We start from the raw sequence: 14,979 nt of genomic DNA, 5'->3' as shown, positions 1-14,979 counted from the left end.
GGGCGCGGAATGTTACGACATCGAGATCGAACATGGCAGTGCAGGAATCACCGCGCATGTCAGGATCGGCAATGCCGCCTTTATGCAGTTGAAGGAGCGGCGCCGCAACATGACCGGGCGCACGGGCTGCGGCTTGTGTGGGACAGAAAGCCTGGAGCAGGTCTTGCGGCGGTTACCGCGCGTCGACACACCACGACCGCTATTGGCTAGCGGCATTCGGCGAGCACTCGCCGGTCTACGCGCGTTTCAACCGCTGAATCAGGCAACAGGCGGAATGCACGCAGCCGCGTGGTGCACACCAAACGGTGAGCTGCGTGCCGGGTTTGAAGATATCGGCAGACATAATGCGTTCGACAAGCTGATTGGTGCAATGGCAAAGTCACGTCTGGATTTCCAGAATGGCTTCGTCGTGACGACCAGCAGGGCAAGCGTCGAATTGATTCAAAAGGCGGCGACAGTGGGGATCCCGGCCATGGTGGCGATTTCGGCCCCGACCGCCTTGGCGGTCCGCACCGCAAAGGGCTGTGGCATGACCCTGGTTGCGTTCGCGCGCGGCGACGATTTTGTCGGTTACGCAAACAGCGACAACATTAGATTGGACTAGAAGAATGGATACCCAACATCTCGTGAAAATGGCCAACCAGATCGGCGATTTCTTCGAGTCATACCCGGATGCGGACGAGGCCTCCTGGGAAATCACGAATCACCTGCAAAAGTTCTGGGACCCGCGCATGCGCAGTGCCTTGCTCGAACACATCCACACGCATCGCGGTGAGGGATTGAAAGACATCGTGCTAGCGTCTATCAGGAGGCATGGAGACAAACTCGCACCAGCCTCATGATCAGCCTGCTGCTATATCGACGCAGGTGACGGGAGACGACGTAGCGGGAACCGGAAATCGTCTGAAAAGCTTGGTTTCTGGCAATAGCTTCGGAAGTGTCGTACGGCCAATATGGCTCGCGAAGAATCGGGGTTTGTCGCCCTCAACTGTCTCATCATACATAGACGGCAGCATTCAAAAAAATGCTGCGATCACAGCACGCTCGATCTGGAGACCTTGAGCAGCTATGCACGGGAATCATGGAAAAATTTCGGGACTTTGATGATACTTTGTTGAATAGCGTGGGTTTAAACCGGTACGCAATCTTTGATATCGACAAGCTTCCAGCGAAGATCGCCGCAGAGGTTCGCGCACAGAGCACCTCTGGCCTCGCTTGTCGACAGCTTATCCTGATTGGCCATGCTGGCAGAAAGTTGTGGGAATCCGTTACCGCAGAGGGAATCCGCTCGGCGCATCCCATTGACGATTTCACTGTTCGAACCGTCAGACGGTGGTTTGAACAATGCCTGCCCAAGAATACTTACAAGATTCTCTATCCCGGAACGCAGACGATCGGTCTGCAAGGACTCGGACAGCTGGCGGGCTGGCATCACGCCAGCCCCTTCATGGTCGGAATCGATCAGGCGTGGGGCACATGGTATGCGTACCGGGCACTGGTCCTGGCCGATACGGCATTTGAACCAAGCCAGCCAGTTCAGAGCGATCACCCTTGCACGACCTGCAATCACACAAGATGTGTCACCAACTGCCCGGCCGCTGCATTTGACGCCGAAAAATTCGAGCTCGCAAAGTGCATTGCCTATCGCAAGCAAGATGGATCAGGTTGCAAGGCCACCTGTCTGGCGCGTGTCAGTTGTCCCGTGGGCAGTGCTCACCGTTATTGCGACGAACAAATCCGGCATACCTATTTGGGATCCATGCGCGCCATAGAGCGCTATTACTGATGAATCGGGTAGGCGGTGCGGGACATCAGCGGAGCATCCACTCCGCCATGGTTAGCGAACTGCGCCCGTCCTCCCTGCAACCTTCATCAGTGCAACCAACAGCGGTATAGCGGCATCGGCGATACGATCGAGACTGTGCTCACGGAGTTGCGCCAGATCGACCGGTGCCGCATTAGCCAGCCCTGCCCATTGCAGCAGTGCAGTAAACGCCTGCGGGGTATCGAACACACCGTGCAGATACGTACCGAGAATCTGGTCGTCTGCCGAGCGCGCGCCCTCAGGGCGCCCCCCAATATGGAATGCAGGGTTGTCCAGCGCAGAACCAGACGTCGTTCCCATATGGATCTCGTAGCCGGAAACTGGTGCAGGCGCAAATGCACACTGCCCTTCGACCTGTGCCAGCCGTTTTTCCCGCGCAAGTTCAGTATCGATCGGCAGCAGTCCAAGTCCCTGTGACGTACCGGGAGCCCCCTCGATTCCGGAAAAATCGGTGACGGTCCGACCGAGCATCTGGTAACCCCCGCATATGCCGATCACCTTGCCGCCGTATCGCAAATGCTTATTCAACGCCTCACTCCATCCCTGCTCAAGCAACCAAGCAAGGTCGGCTCGCGTGTTCTTGCTACCAGGCAGAATGATCAAATCCGCTGCGGGAATGGGCTGACCCGGCCCGATAAAGCGCAAATCGACATCAGGATGAGCACGCAAGGCGTCGAAGTCGGTGTGGTTGCTGATGCGCGGCAGTACCGGCACAACCACGCGAAATCCTCCACGCGCATCTTGTGCAGACTGGATTGCATCTTCTGCATCCAGGGATAGCGCATGCAGGTAAGGCAGCACTGCCAGCACCGGCTTGCCGGTCTCGCGCTCGAGCCAGTCTAGGCCCGGCTCCAGCAAGCCGATATCGCCGCGGAAGCGATTGATGACAAAACCGATAATCCGCTTGCGCTCGCTCTCGGACAAGCAGGAGAGTGTCCCGACGATGTGGGCGAATACGCCACCACGGTCGATGTCGGCAATCAGGATCACCGGGCAATCGACCGCCTCGGCAAATCCCATGTTGGCGATGTCGCGCTCACGCAAGTTGATTTCGGCCGGGCTGCCCGCGCCTTCCACGACGACCGCCTGATAGGCGTTGCTCAGGCGTCCGTAGGATTCGAGCACGGCCTGCATTGCCGTCGTCTTGTATTGATGGTAGTCGCGCGCATTCATGTCGGCACGCACCTTGCCGTGAATGATCACCTGCGCACCGGTATCGCTGGATGGCTTGAGCAACACCGGGTTCATGTCGGTATGCGGCGCCACACCTGCCGCAAGCGCCTGCAAGGCCTGAGCGCGACCGATTTCGCCGCCGTCGACAGTGACTGCGCTGTTAAGTGCCATGTTCTGCGGCTTGAATGGCGCAACCCGGACACCTTGCCGCGCCAGTAGCCGGCACAACGCCGCGACCAGCGTACTCTTGCCTGCATCCGAAGTCGTCCCCTGCACCATCAGGGTGGAGTAGGGGAAATTCACGAGTGCACCCTGCTTTCCTGCCAACGCGCAATCAGGTTCGTAATCTGCCGTAAGCCCTCTGTGATGGCGGATGGCCCCGGCGCCAGGATGTCGGGAGACTTGATTTCAACGACCATACCGTTTTGTACCGCCGGAATCATCTCCCACCCCGGCCGCCTGCAGAGCGAATCAGGCTGAAATTTCTTGCCGCACCATGAACCGATGATGATATCCGGCGCCCGGCGCACCACCGCCATTGCATCAGCGACGACACGCTCTTTGGCACCGGGATGTTTCGCCAGATCGGCAAAGATGTCCTCCCCGCCCGCAATCTGTATCAGCTCTGATGCCCAGCCGATGCCGCTGATCAGAGGTTCATTCCATTCTTCAAAATATACCTTCGGCCGAACTGCCCATTGCGTCGCCTGCGCACGCGCAGCGTCGATCTGCGATTGGAGCTCCGCAACCAGCTTCCTGCCTTTTTCCTGCCGGTCGACCAGCACTGCCAGCGTTTGCACCATGCGCAGGATGCCCGCTACGTCGCGCTGGTTGAACAGATGCACTTCAATTCCGGCGTTTGCCAGGTCGCGGCAGATGTCTGCCTGCATATTCGAGAAACCGATCACCAGATCGGGATGGACTGCGAGAATACGTTCGATGCGCGACGAGGAGAAACCACTGATCTTTGGTTTTTCGCGTCGCGCCTGGGCAGGTCGCGTCGTGAAGCCAGAGATACCGGCAATGGAGTCCTGTGCGCCAAGCGCATACAGGGTTTCGACTGCCTCGGTACATAGGCAGGCGATGCGTTGATAGATCATGGGCGTTGTCCTCGGTGAATGCGCGCCTGTTCCAGTTTGTCACAGAGCGCAGTGGCTCCTGCGATGATGCGTGGCCCTGGTCGGTTGAGCAAATCACCATCGACCTCGAACAGGTTTTCGCGCTGCGTTGCCAATAAGGTCGGATAGTGCTTCCAGATCTCGAGGCCGCTCGCGGCGCGCTCGGGCCTGGTGCCACTAATGATGACTTCCGGGTTTTCAAGAAGCACCGCCTCGATGCCAATCTGTGGTGCGATCGATGGCAATGAACCAAAAATGTTCTTGCCGCCGCAGATGCGGATCACGTCACTGACGATATGGCGCTCGTTGAGCGTGTAGAGCGGTCGATCCCATACCTGATAGTAGACGCGCACTGCCGGCTGGCCACGATAGCGCGCGGCCAGGCTGCGGAGTTGTCTGCGCAGGTCGGTCGCGCTCTGTCGGGCCTGAATTTCGGTTCCCAGTAGCTGCCCGAGGCGCTCTATGGAATTGGGGATATCCTCAAGCTTGTGCGGTTCGCTGTAGAACAGCGGGATGCGGAGCCGGCGCAATTGCTCCAGCTGCCGCGCCGATGCATTGGAACGCCACACGACCAGCAAGTCGGGCTTGAGCGCAAGCAGATGTTCGATGTCAACCTGCAGGTTGTCGCCGATGCGCGGAATAGTGCGCGCAGCTAGCGGGTAATCGCTATAACTGACGGTGCCGACGATACGGTCGCCGCCGCCGGCGGCGAAGAGCAACTCGGTCACATGCGGCGCCAGTGCGACCACGCGCTGCGCCGGGCCTTGCAATACCACGGTCACGCCGGTATCGTCCTGCACACTGATCGCAGCACGTGCCTGCATTGCGATCGCACATGCGATCAGGAAAAAATAATGTAGTTTTGTCATATTAGACCCACTGCGAACCAATCATTCGGCGACGGTCGGTTTCCCTTGCCCGGACGCGATTACGAATATCGGTACCGTGCGCAGATCAGTGGCACCGTTCATGTCACCATTCCACACCGAGTTGCGCCGCGATGCCGGCCGCATAGGCGTGCTTGACCGACTGCATCTCGGTGACAGTGTCCGCGGCGGCGATCATCTCCGGCAACGCGCCACGCCCCGTCACCACGACGTGCTGCATCGACGGGCGGGCACGTAGGTCCGCGACGACGCGGTGGACGTCGAGGTAATGGTATTTGAGTGCAATATTGAGTTCATCGAGCACGACGAAGCCAACCGTCGGATCGGACAGGAATTGCTTTGCCTGCTCCCATGCCCGCTCCGCGCAGGCAATGTCACGCTCCCGGTCCTGGGTTTCCCAGGTGTAGCCTTCACCCATCGCGTGAAAGCTCACTTCATCCGGGAAGCGCTGTAGAAACAGCTCTTCTCCTGTCGATTTGGCACCCTTGATGAACTGCACCACACCGACCTTCATGCCATGACCAAGTGCGCGTATCGCCATGCCAAAAGCACTCGAACTCTTGCCCTTGCCGTTTCCGGTATTGACCAATAACACGCCGATGTCGCGTTTTGCGATCTCCATTTTTTGGTCAACAATTTCCTTCATGCGCTGCATGCGCGCCCTGTGCCGTTGGTTGAGGTCTGCTTCACTCATGATGCGGGTTCTCTGCGGGTGGATAAATGATATGACTGCCGGGCTGATCGAGTTCAATCGGATAACCGAGGCAGCGGGTCAGTAGCGGAGTAAGCGTGGAGTGCGAGTGGCGCTAACGGTCAACGGCTCCAGGTGTTTATCCTGATTCTCTTGTGCAAAAGCAGATATGGAGAATACCGCACAGACAGCGACAGGACGGACAAGCGGCTGGCCCGCCACGTGGACGAGCGGGACATCGGTTGAAATCATGATCGTTTCCAGAAAGCACCAACCGGCCCGCGTCCCCGTGGGTCGGATTGAAAAGAAGCGTGAGCTGGATACGAAGGCCGACAAAGCCTCAAATGACACACAGTCGATCGCGCCGCGAAGACCCCCGTCCGCACACTTCCACCTGTTCTGGCCGGTATCCGGGCTAGCAAGTCGAGTCGGTCTACCTTCCCATGCAATCTGCACAGTGGCATTGAGGGACCGACCGTCGCTATTCGTGCGACGCTTGCTTACCGTTGCGGGGGCAGCACACGTTAACTCCATGATGCGTTCATGAAGTGCCGTGTTTCCCGTTTAACCGCGCGCATGAACATGCGCGCGAGCACCAAAACGTTCGGAAATTATAGAGCGTGAAATTACGGGCGACAACATTCGTTGCTCAGATTTTTTTCAAGGCTCCTTGAGGGCACAACAAGCGAACACGATTATCTGGGGCGATGCGACCACCGTGCTCCGTCCGCCATTTACTGGCATTGGTTGGCTGCGGCAAGTATCCTATTGGCACGAGCAATGACGGGTGCATCGATCATGCGACCGTCCACCACGGCGGCGTTGCCGCCAGCTTCTGTCGCTGCGACCAGTACGCGCCTTGCCCAGGTCACCTCGTCGCCGGATGGGGTAAGTGCGGTCGTGACGGGGCCTATCTGCCGAGGATGGATCACCAACACGGCACTGAAACCGTCTCGTCGCGCCCGGCGGGAATAGGCCAACAATTCGTCGTCGGCTGCAAGTGCAGTAAAAACGCCCTCGACTGGCGGCGGAAGCCGGGCCAGACGGGACGCCAAGACAAGTTGCGCACGGTAGGGGTGAAATACGATCTCCTCTTTATCGCGTTCGTCCTGCTCCAGCCCAAGATCCACGGCCAAGTCCAGTTTGCCAAAGACCAGACGGGCGCATCCTTCGGCGCCGGCAATCGCCTTTAGCTGATCCAGCCCTTTAGCCGATTCGATGATCGGCAGAACCGGCTTCTTCGATAGAAAGTGGGCGGTTTCGAGGATCGACACCGATTCGGCCTTGGGCAGCAAAATGCCGCATACGGCGGGTGAATGACACGCCGCGAGATCGCCAACATGCCATTCGCTTTCGGCGGCGTTGACACGCACGAACACCTGGCATGGCGCGGTCTTGAGCCATCGCTCCAGATCATGTCGTGCGGCTTCCTTTTCGCATGGTGCAACTGCGTCTTCGAGGTCAACAATGATCGCGTCTGCACCGCTGTGCAGCGCTTTGTCAAACCGATCCGGCCGGTTCGCCGGTACAAAGAGAAACGTCCTGATTCGACCAATATCCATGCTTTCTCCTATACGATGCCAGCGGCACGCATCCAGTCGGGATCAAACCCGAACTCGGACAGAATGCTGTCTGTATGCTCGCCCAACCCAGGAATGGGGCCCATGCGGGGAAGATTGTTCGCATCGGACCCCGGCGGCAAAAGTGCCGGTAACATGCCACCGGGCACCTCAACATCGGCCCAACGTCCCCTTGCTGTCAACTGCGGATGCTTCCAGAGATCTGCGACCGTATTGACATGGGCATTCGCAATGTCGGCGGCATTGAGTCGCATGACTACCTCGTCGGCGGTCCAGGAAGAAAATTGCTGCTCGATCAGCCGGCGAAGTTCGTCGCGCCGGCAAGTGCGCGCAGCGTTGTCTGCATAGCGCGCATCAGAAGCAAGTTCAGGCCTCTCAAGTACCTTTTCGCAAAAGACCTTCCATTCGCGCTCATTTTGCAGGCCGAGCATGATCGTGCGGCCATCGCCTGCGACAAAAGGTCCATACGGATAAATGGTTGCGTGGGCAGCGCCGGAGCGCGGCGGAGCCTCCTGTCCGTCCAGTGCGTAGTACATCGGAAAGCCCATCCACTCCGCCATAGCGTCAATCATGGCGATCTCGATACGACGGCCCTTTCCAGTGCGCGCGCGCTGGAGTAACGCACCAAGAATGCTGGAATACGCGTACATTCCTGCTGAAATATCCGCGATAGAGATGCCACTCTTGGTCATTTCATCTGGCGTACCCGTGATGGAGAGAAATCCGCTCTCACTCTGGATGAGCAGATCGTAGGCTTTCTTTCGTGTATAGGGACCGTCATCTCCATAGCCGGAAATGTCGCAAACAATCAGCTTCTGGAACTTCGGTGCAAGCGTCTCATAATCAAGCCCGAGACGCATGGCTGCCCCCGGCGCGAGGTTCTGCACAAGTACATCAGCCTGCTGCAGCAGGGAATAGAGAACCTCCCGCGCTTCGCCTCTCTTGAGGTCGAGTGTGAGGCTCTCTTTTGAACGGTTCACCCAGACGAAATGCGAGGCAAGGCCGTTAGCACGGCGATCGTACGAGCGAGCGAAGTCGCCCACGTTCGGCCGCTCAATCTTGATGACGCGGGCTCCAAGATCCGCGAGGTGCCGCGTGGCCAGCGGCGCGGCAATGGCGTGTTCCAGCGAAATGACCGTAATTCCGTCAAGTGGCAATATAGATGACATTCTTAACTCTCAGATTCCCCTGTTGCCTGACAGGGTCAGGCAAATACACACGTTCAACCGAGGCACACTTGCAAGCACAGCGTGCCAGTGCGGCGTTACCTTGAACGGCACGAGGTCACGCCGCAGCCAGGTTGAGGCGGCTAGTTTCTTGCCGATACCTTAGGGTAGCGATAGCACGCTGCATTTCATTGTTTACAATGTTCATGCCCTCATCGAACCCCATACCTGGTTTTACCAGCATGCGTACCGGACGCGCTGCGAGCGCAAGATGCACGCAGGTGCGGGCGGAAATATCGGTTTCGTTGCATGTGCCTCCCTGATACGCCTCCATGCCATTCTTATTGCAGTAAAGGACCGACTCGACGATGTTATGGATGCTGCCCAAATCCGGTGTCTTGATCTGCACCATGTGGCAACATTGGGCATCCGTGAAGTCGACGATGTCCTGATAGGTATTGCACCATTCATCGGCCACAATACGCACGCCGGCACCAATGCGCGTCAACTGCGCCTTGATCTCGCCAAGCTCATGCATCTGCTTGTCCTTCTCCCCCGCGTCGACCGGGCCCTCAATGTAGAGATTGAACGGCTTGGCGATTTGCTCCAACCCGGCAAGGTAATCGGCAATCCGCACGGGATCATGATCAAAGATCAAGCCGACCGTGCCGTAGACGTCGATATGCAGATCAGGAAAATAATCTGGTGACGCGCGCAGCGTCCCTATGCGGCTCACAAGCCAGCGCAGGTACTCCTGCAGCTTTTCTCCCTTGTATCCAAGCTTGTCGGGCACGTTGTTGATGAGCCCATGCGGAAGTGCGTTCACCCCCTTCAAGATCATCTTGTCCACTGCGGCATAACGATCATCCCCACTTTGGCCAAACAGGGGAATCGGCTCTGCACGCACAGGAAGTCCGTATGCGTCGCAAATGACTTCGGTCTTCAGCATTCCGCCTGCGAGCGCTGCCGCGTCGAGCAAAGCCTGACTTACCCCGTACCGGATCGCGGTGTGCAGCGGCTTTCCGTCAAACTCGATGGCGTCGAAGTAGCGCGCATTTGCGACGAAATCCTCAACTGCTCGGCCTTCCAGGAGCGGCCGCAAGTGCTTGTCGAGGAATGATATGTACGTCTCCGCAAGGAAAAGCGGATCGCGGCCACCCGCTCCGGAGTACTGGACGGCAGCACAATCGCCCACCGCAACGCACCCATTCTCCAGTTCAAGCAAAACCGAAACGCACTCCCCTGCCTGCCGAATGGTGCTGAATCCCGGAGTATGAACGTTCCCGACATACATGAAACCATCCTGGCGGGCTCCTCCTTTAATGGCGGCCTGGTCATCGAAGTAGAACGACGATAAGCCGCGAACGAACATCGCGCGCGTAATTTTCATATGAATACCTTTCGATTATTCCGGCGAGCCGACCAGGCGACCTTTAGAAATTGCGTAAATGTCGTCCACCACCATCTTGAATGAGGCGGCGCGTTTTTCTTCCTTTGCCCGCTCATCGATGCGTGCACGGTGATAGCACAACACATCGTCCGGCAAGGGAACGTTGCCCGCATTGAAAACCCGAACCGCGCCGTAGCGATCGCGGATCGGCAACAGCTTTCCGAAATTACAGGCAGCGGGCGCAAAGGGGACATCGAGGACGCCTGCCTCGAAGGCGCGAATAGTGCCGGCGGCGACATCGCCGCGCCCCAGTTCGAACACTTTCGACAGTACTGCGCGGACTTCACGCTTGATCAGCTCCACTTCGTTGTCGATTTCCGTGCTGTTCGCAAGCTGCTGGTCACGTACCATGTTCACCGCTTGCTTCGTCGCTTCCAGTCCCTGGCGATTCGCCTCTTTGGTAGGGACGCCGCTGGCTTCGTGCGGGGTTTTTACGATGACTTTCGTCGCGTCCGCCAGTGACGCTAGTGCTGCTCCCCAGCAAATGACGGAATAGGCCATCGACTCATTTTCCGGGAATCCACCCATCCACTGATGGAATACAGTGCTGAGCTCATAGTTGTCATACCCGGCCGCGGAAAAATACTCTTCCCCGAGCTCCTTGAGCGAACGGATCGCCGCAATGTCCTGCACCATATTTCCCGCCTGGCCGTAACCCAGCGTAATGCACCTTGCACCCTGTTCGAGAGCCAGCAGGCCCTCGATAATCGCCACACAGTGGGAGACAAAGGGAGGCACGAGAGTCCCGGACAAGGGGCCGAACGGTTCACGGTTGATACGCACGCCTTCTTCTTCATACCTCCCAATCAGCCGGTCACAGTACTGCCAATGGCGAATGGATCGCTCCAATGGCACTTTTTTTGCGTAAGGCACGTTGTATGAAATGCCACCGCCTTCGAACGCCGTGAACCCCGACGCGAGGGTGATCTCGGCGAGCAGGCGTGCATCTGGCGTGCCATGGCGCACCTGAACTGGCTTGGAAAGCGCCTCGACGACTTGCTTACAGCCGTTGACACCATGATTCACCGCCGGAAAGCCATTCAGTAGCGAGGTTTTCGCTACCTCGGACTTGCGGATACCAACCGCGGCCTCCTCGTACCGGTTCAGCCGGGTGTACGCATCGATGGTGGTAGGCAGCAGATCGCATGCACTTTCAAGATAGGTAAGCAGATTGATGTGCTCCTTGATCAGTGCTACACCGGCGCGCGGCTGAAACAGCGTCCGCCCTGCTCTCTTTGCGTTCAGAAGTACGGATGAAAAGCGCTTTGCCTCAGGCAGCCCATGCTGATATCGCACGCCCTGTTCGAAGCTAACGTCTTTTCCGGTAGGCCACCCTTGCAGCACTCCGGCCCGTTCCTCGTCGAATATCTTGTCATCAATTCGCTTGTTGCGTAATTCCATATCCGTCTCCTCTTAAATGCTGCGTGCCAGGGATTGAATACCGGCCCGCGCAGCTGCTTCTGGATAACCTCTCGCGACATTCGCCAACAACGGGAACAGATAGTCCCGGTCACGCCAGTACTCGATCCGTTGCGGCAGCAGTACGCTTTTGCCTCTTGCATCAACCGCAAGTGCAGGTAGCGACGACTGCGGTTGGAAGTCATCCACTCTGGCCAACCAGCCACCTGAGCCGATGATCCGGGACACATGGGTCAAGTCGCGTCCGACCTGGACACGAACCATTCCGTCCGCAGTGCTCACCTCGTGGCTTCGGCCGGCATGACGTGCGCACGCGTGGGCAATGCAGTTACCGGCAAGAATGAGATCGAATGCACGGCCGCGTGTATCGGGCGGCAGGTATTCCGGCATAGCCGCAACCCGCTTGATGTGCGCATCAAATTCTTCTCGCCGATAGCCCAGCTCCTGCAATCGGTTTGCGATGTAGCCTTTGCCAGACTCCGCAGCCGCAACTGCCGATACCCGTAGCCCAAGATCGCCTTCAACCGTCCTTTTCACAACCGGTTCTGGCAGACCGCGCAAGACCGTACCTGGCGCCGGCGATTCCATATGAGACGAGTAGACGTCAGTCGTAGCCCCACCCATATCGAGCAGAACGAATTCGTCCCAACCCGGAACATGCTTTCGAATGCAGTGCGCGAACTCGTACACGGCAAGCGGTGTGGGCAAAGGCTCGACACCCGTACGCTTGATAATCGTGTCCAGTCCCTTTCCCCTGACGATCCTGGATAGAAAAATGTCGCGCATGGCGGCGCGTGCCGGATCGGGATTGGGCGAATCAATCTCCGGGAGCACATTCTCAACCGCCACAAAATCCTTGCCGCTCAGGGCCTCGGAAACGTCATCGAGGGCAGCGCGATTACCGGCGTAGACAATCGAACAGTTCAGTGCAGACTGCGCCAGCATCCGAGCGTTGGCGACGACATAATCCCGATTACCGCCATCGGTGCCGCCTGCGAACAGAAGGATGTCGGGCGGATTTTCCTCAAGTGCTGCAATATCGGAACGCGTCAAACGGTACGACAGAACTTTGGTCAGTTTGGCGCCCGCAGAATATGCCGCCACTTTGGCGGTTTCAAGCGTGATTTCCGGAACGATCCCAAGTGCCGCCACAGCCAGACCGCCCTTGGCAGAGGACGAATAGTAGAGCTGCATTTCGCCGCGCCGAAGCGCTTCCGTCGCATCCGACTGCTCCGCAAGATCATCAAGAACCGTGAAGAAGCCTTCGGCAAGATTCCATGGCGTCGTCGGAGATGTCGCGCGCCGCTGCACGTGGAGTAAAACACCGTCGGCCAGGAATGCAGCACCCTTCGTCCACGTTGAACCGATATCGATAGAGACAATCAGCATGCGACCATCGCCGCAGTGATGTCTTCACGCAGCAATTTGACGACATCGATGAGGTCAATCGTCGGTGGGAAGACACGATCAAATCCCATCTCAAGGAACATCTCCTCAATCTCACTGAACGCACGCTTGCCGATGACGAGGTTTCCCCCCACGTAGAGAACGATATTCTCCAGTCCGCGTTCGATGCAACGGCCACGGAATCCATTGCAGTCGATCTCGCCATGCCCATAGATTGACGATACAAGAATTGCTTTTGCGCCAGTCTCGATCGCAGCATCGATGAACTCATCCTGGCTGACCATCACGCCAAGGTTGACGACTTTAATGCCCTGTTCCGTCAGGACGTGGTCAATGATCTTGTTGCCGACCGCGTGGCAATCTGCACCGATCACTCCAAGTACAACCGTTGTCATCTCCATGCTCATCTCTCTTATCAATTAAGTGTCGTGTCTGATTGCCGGTGCAGGCAGAAAATTTGATACGCCTTGCTTTAATCAGACTTGCAGGACCTATGCACACACACTTGCCCGCTACATCAACGCCTGAACGCACCACCCTTCGGCCATGCTGCATTCTTCCGCAATCAGGCTGGAGCTACAAACGATTTATAGTCTCGATATTGTGCGTTTCAGTACTGATCTGGCACACTTCACAGACGCAAAGTGAGGAGATCGACGTTGAGAAGAAAAATTCCGAGCATGGAGGCGCTCATTGCATTTGAGGCGGCAGCACGCCACCTGAGCTTTACGCGCAGCGCCGAGGAGCTGGCCCTCACGCAAAGTGCTGTCGGAAGGCAAATCGCGCTACTGGAGAGCTTTATCGGCGTGCCGCTTTTCAGTCGCTTGAAGAAGCGTCTTCGTCTCACTGAGGTCGGTGAAATGTACGCGCGCAATATCCGGGAAAGCCTCGACAGGATCGAACGTGACACGCTCGCCGCAATGGCGCACCGCGGCGCTGGCGGCATTCTTGAACTCGCTGTGATTCCGACCTTTGCCACGCGCTGGCTGATCCCGCGTCTCCCTGATTTCTACAGACAGAACCCGGGGATTACGCTTAACCTGACAACGCGTTCCGAACCGTTCATGTTCACAGACACGCCGTTCGACGCCGCCATCCACTTTGGTAACCCGACGTGGCCAGGCACGGTTGCGCTTAATCTGTTCGGAGAGGAAATTACGCCGGTATGCAGCCCGTCGCTTGTGGCTGGCCGCAATGAACTATCTCCTGCCGACTTGAGCGACTTCACGCTCCTCCATCAGTCGTCACGGCCGGAAGCATGGCGTCAGTGGCTTTCTATCGCGGGCGCAGACGAGGAAGACTGCATGAGGGGCCAGCGTTATGAGCTCTTTTCAATGCTTGTCGAGGCTGCTCGGGCTGGACTCGGGATTGCATTGGTCCCACGATTTTTCGTAACGCATGAGCTGATGACGGAAGAACTTGTCGCTCCGTTCGATATTGCCCTTAAGAATGACAAGGCGTACTTCCTGGTATACCCGGAATCAAAAAGGGGGATACCTGCACTCGGCGCATTTGAACGATGGCTGCTGGAGGCCGCCAGACACTATTGCGAAGGTGGAGGCGTTCACTTGGAAGAGTAATTTGCCGCAGACGATAGGCGGCCGGCTCATCGGCTTGATCATCTCGATGAACGCCGGCAAGCATGGGCGCCATGCGCGTAGGAATCGGGCTTATCCCTTCAAACCCGTTTATCTGCGATAGGTGTGGTGCGTGAGCCGGCATGCACTGCTTCGATGCCACGGTCAGGACCGTCGACCGATTTGGTCACATCGTTAAACGAGGTGCTCGCCTCATTCATGGCAGTACTGCGGACTCGCCGGGCGAGCATGGAACGCTTCACTCAAGCCGCCAGGAATGCCTTCCATACCGTTTCGAAGGTGCGTGTGCAGGAGCGGGCCTGCACACGCTTACTAACGCTCAGCCTGATCAGGCGGCACGGCGCTGCTGAATCAACGTTTTCGCCGTCTCAACAGCAACACCGGCGTCACGACAGTAGGCATCAGCACCAACGGCCTTGCCGAAGGCCTCGTTCAGTGGCGCGCCGCCCACCAGCACGATGAAGTTGTCGCGAATGCCCTTTTCCTTCAATGTATCGATGACGACCTTCATGTAGGGCATCGTCGTCGTCAGCAGCGCCGACATGCCAAGGATGTCCGGCTTGTGCTTGTCCAGTGCCTCGAGGTAAGCCTCGACCGGAATGTTGATGCCGAGGTCGATCACTTCGAAACCAGCACCTTCCATCATCATCGCCAGCAGGTTCTTG

Annotated in this window: 15 protein-coding genes and 1 riboswitch; of the genes, 4 read left to right on the top strand and 11 right to left on the bottom strand. The window is 57.6% G+C overall.

Annotation, left to right across the window (positions count from 1 at the left end; genetic code table 11):
- From fdhD to VJ698_RS22045, 3 genes are all read left to right on the top strand, one after another.
- Positions 1 to 604 (top strand): formate dehydrogenase accessory sulfurtransferase FdhD (gene fdhD / locus VJ698_RS22055; RefSeq protein WP_324104970.1); only part of this gene is annotated, 604 nt, incomplete at its 5' end.
- A gap of 4 nt (positions 605 to 608) precedes the next feature.
- Entirely contained in the window at positions 609 to 842 is a 234-nt protein-coding gene (locus VJ698_RS22050; protein ID WP_324104969.1) for a formate dehydrogenase subunit delta, read from the top strand.
- Positions 843 to 1,081: 239 nt separating this feature from the next.
- Positions 1,082 to 1,786, top strand: a complete 705-nt coding sequence (locus tag VJ698_RS22045; protein WP_324104968.1) for a hypothetical protein — start codon at positions 1,082 to 1,084, stop codon at positions 1,784 to 1,786.
- A gap of 51 nt (positions 1,787 to 1,837) precedes the next feature.
- Here the strand turns inward: VJ698_RS22045 and VJ698_RS22040 are convergent, their stop codons facing one another.
- The 10 genes from VJ698_RS22040 to glmS form a co-directional block, all read right to left on the bottom strand.
- Positions 1,838 to 3,277 carry a cobyric acid synthase gene (locus tag VJ698_RS22040; protein ID WP_324104971.1) on the bottom strand — a complete coding sequence of 480 codons (1,440 nt, stop codon included), beginning with the start codon at positions 3,275 to 3,277 and terminating at the stop codon, positions 1,838 to 1,840.
- Between the two features lie 20 nt (positions 3,278 to 3,297).
- Entirely contained in the window at positions 3,298 to 4,098 is an 801-nt protein-coding gene (locus tag VJ698_RS22035; protein ID WP_324104967.1) for an ABC transporter substrate-binding protein, read from the bottom strand.
- Entirely contained in the window at positions 4,095 to 4,985 is an 891-nt protein-coding gene (locus VJ698_RS22030) for a cobalamin-binding protein (RefSeq protein ID WP_324104966.1), read from the bottom strand. Before VJ698_RS22030 ends, VJ698_RS22035 begins: the two co-directional genes overlap by 4 nt.
- Positions 4,986 to 5,088: 103 nt before the next feature.
- Positions 5,089 to 5,697, bottom strand: a complete 609-nt coding sequence (cobO, locus tag VJ698_RS22025; protein ID WP_324104965.1) for a cob(I)yrinic acid a,c-diamide adenosyltransferase — start codon at positions 5,695 to 5,697, stop codon at positions 5,089 to 5,091.
- A gap of 381 nt (positions 5,698 to 6,078) precedes the next feature.
- Positions 6,079 to 6,309, bottom strand: a riboswitch (cobalamin riboswitch).
- A 119-nt stretch (positions 6,310 to 6,428) separates the two neighbouring features.
- On the bottom strand, positions 6,429 to 7,256 hold the full coding sequence (locus tag VJ698_RS22020; protein WP_324104964.1) for a CoA ester lyase: 828 nt from the start codon (positions 7,254 to 7,256) through the stop codon (positions 6,429 to 6,431).
- An 8-nt stretch (positions 7,257 to 7,264) separates the two neighbouring features.
- Positions 7,265 to 8,443, bottom strand: coding sequence for a CaiB/BaiF CoA-transferase family protein (locus tag VJ698_RS22015; RefSeq protein ID WP_324104963.1), 1,179 nt, complete (start codon positions 8,441 to 8,443; stop codon positions 7,265 to 7,267).
- Positions 8,444 to 8,558: 115 nt separating this feature from the next.
- A complete protein-coding gene (locus tag VJ698_RS22010) occupies positions 8,559 to 9,830 on the bottom strand; it encodes a methylaspartate ammonia-lyase (RefSeq protein ID WP_324104962.1) in 1,272 nt (423 codons plus the stop codon).
- Positions 9,831 to 9,845: 15 nt separating this feature from the next.
- Positions 9,846 to 11,291 carry a methylaspartate mutase subunit E gene (locus VJ698_RS22005; protein ID WP_324104961.1) on the bottom strand — a complete coding sequence of 482 codons (1,446 nt, stop codon included), beginning with the start codon at positions 11,289 to 11,291 and terminating at the stop codon, positions 9,846 to 9,848.
- Between the two features lie 12 nt (positions 11,292 to 11,303).
- Positions 11,304 to 12,698: a glutamate mutase L gene (locus VJ698_RS22000; RefSeq protein WP_324104960.1), complete on the bottom strand. Its 1,395-nt coding sequence runs from the start codon at positions 12,696 to 12,698 to the stop codon at positions 11,304 to 11,306.
- Entirely contained in the window at positions 12,692 to 13,117 is a 426-nt protein-coding gene (glmS, locus tag VJ698_RS21995; RefSeq protein ID WP_324104959.1) for a methylaspartate mutase subunit S, read from the bottom strand. Before glmS ends, VJ698_RS22000 begins: the two co-directional genes overlap by 7 nt.
- A gap of 279 nt (positions 13,118 to 13,396) precedes the next feature.
- Between glmS and VJ698_RS21990 the strand changes: the two genes are divergently transcribed.
- Positions 13,397 to 14,296 (top strand): LysR substrate-binding domain-containing protein, encoded by a 900-nt coding sequence (locus tag VJ698_RS21990; RefSeq protein WP_324104958.1) that lies wholly within the window; start codon positions 13,397 to 13,399, stop codon positions 14,294 to 14,296.
- 346 nt (positions 14,297 to 14,642) lie between these two features.
- On the opposite strand, the gene VJ698_RS21985 is transcribed toward VJ698_RS21990, so the two are convergent.
- The coding region (locus VJ698_RS21985) for a cobalamin-dependent protein (protein ID WP_324104957.1) at positions 14,643 to 14,979 on the bottom strand (337 nt) is incomplete at its 5' end.

It is taken from the genome of Noviherbaspirillum sp., assembly GCF_035254685.1.
GTDB lineage: Bacteria > Pseudomonadota > Gammaproteobacteria > Burkholderiales > Burkholderiaceae_D > Noviherbaspirillum.
The sequence above is the reverse complement of the archived record's forward strand: the minus strand, read 5'-3'. Positions and strand labels throughout refer to the sequence as shown.

Excerpts from the sequence above, each read along its gene's own strand:
- VJ698_RS22000 (WP_324104960.1), bottom strand. The coding sequence starts at position 12,698 with ATGCTGATTGTCTCTATCGATATCGGTTCAACGTGGACGAAGGGTGCT.
- cobO (WP_324104965.1), bottom strand. The coding sequence starts at position 5,697 with ATGAGTGAAGCAGACCTCAACCAACGGCACAGGGCGCGCATGCAGCGC.
- VJ698_RS22010 (WP_324104962.1), bottom strand. The coding sequence starts at position 9,830 with ATGAAAATTACGCGCGCGATGTTCGTTCGCGGCTTATCGTCGTTCTAC.
- VJ698_RS22020 (WP_324104964.1), bottom strand. The coding sequence starts at position 7,256 with ATGGATATTGGTCGAATCAGGACGTTTCTCTTTGTACCGGCGAACCGG.
- VJ698_RS22015 (WP_324104963.1), bottom strand. The coding sequence starts at position 8,443 with ATGTCATCTATATTGCCACTTGACGGAATTACGGTCATTTCGCTGGAA.
- VJ698_RS22005 (WP_324104961.1), bottom strand. The coding sequence starts at position 11,291 with ATGGAATTACGCAACAAGCGAATTGATGACAAGATATTCGACGAGGAA.
- VJ698_RS22045 (WP_324104968.1), top strand. The coding sequence starts at position 1,082 with ATGGAAAAATTTCGGGACTTTGATGATACTTTGTTGAATAGCGTGGGT.
- glmS (WP_324104959.1), bottom strand. The coding sequence starts at position 13,117 with ATGGAGATGACAACGGTTGTACTTGGAGTGATCGGTGCAGATTGCCAC.
- VJ698_RS22040 (WP_324104971.1), bottom strand. The coding sequence starts at position 3,277 with ATGGTGCAGGGGACGACTTCGGATGCAGGCAAGAGTACGCTGGTCGCG.
- VJ698_RS22050 (WP_324104969.1), top strand. The coding sequence starts at position 609 with ATGGATACCCAACATCTCGTGAAAATGGCCAACCAGATCGGCGATTTC.
- VJ698_RS22030 (WP_324104966.1), bottom strand. The coding sequence starts at position 4,985 with ATGACAAAACTACATTATTTTTTCCTGATCGCATGTGCGATCGCAATG.
- VJ698_RS22035 (WP_324104967.1), bottom strand. The coding sequence starts at position 4,098 with ATGATCTATCAACGCATCGCCTGCCTATGTACCGAGGCAGTCGAAACC.
- VJ698_RS21990 (WP_324104958.1), top strand. The coding sequence starts at position 13,397 with ATGGAGGCGCTCATTGCATTTGAGGCGGCAGCACGCCACCTGAGCTTT.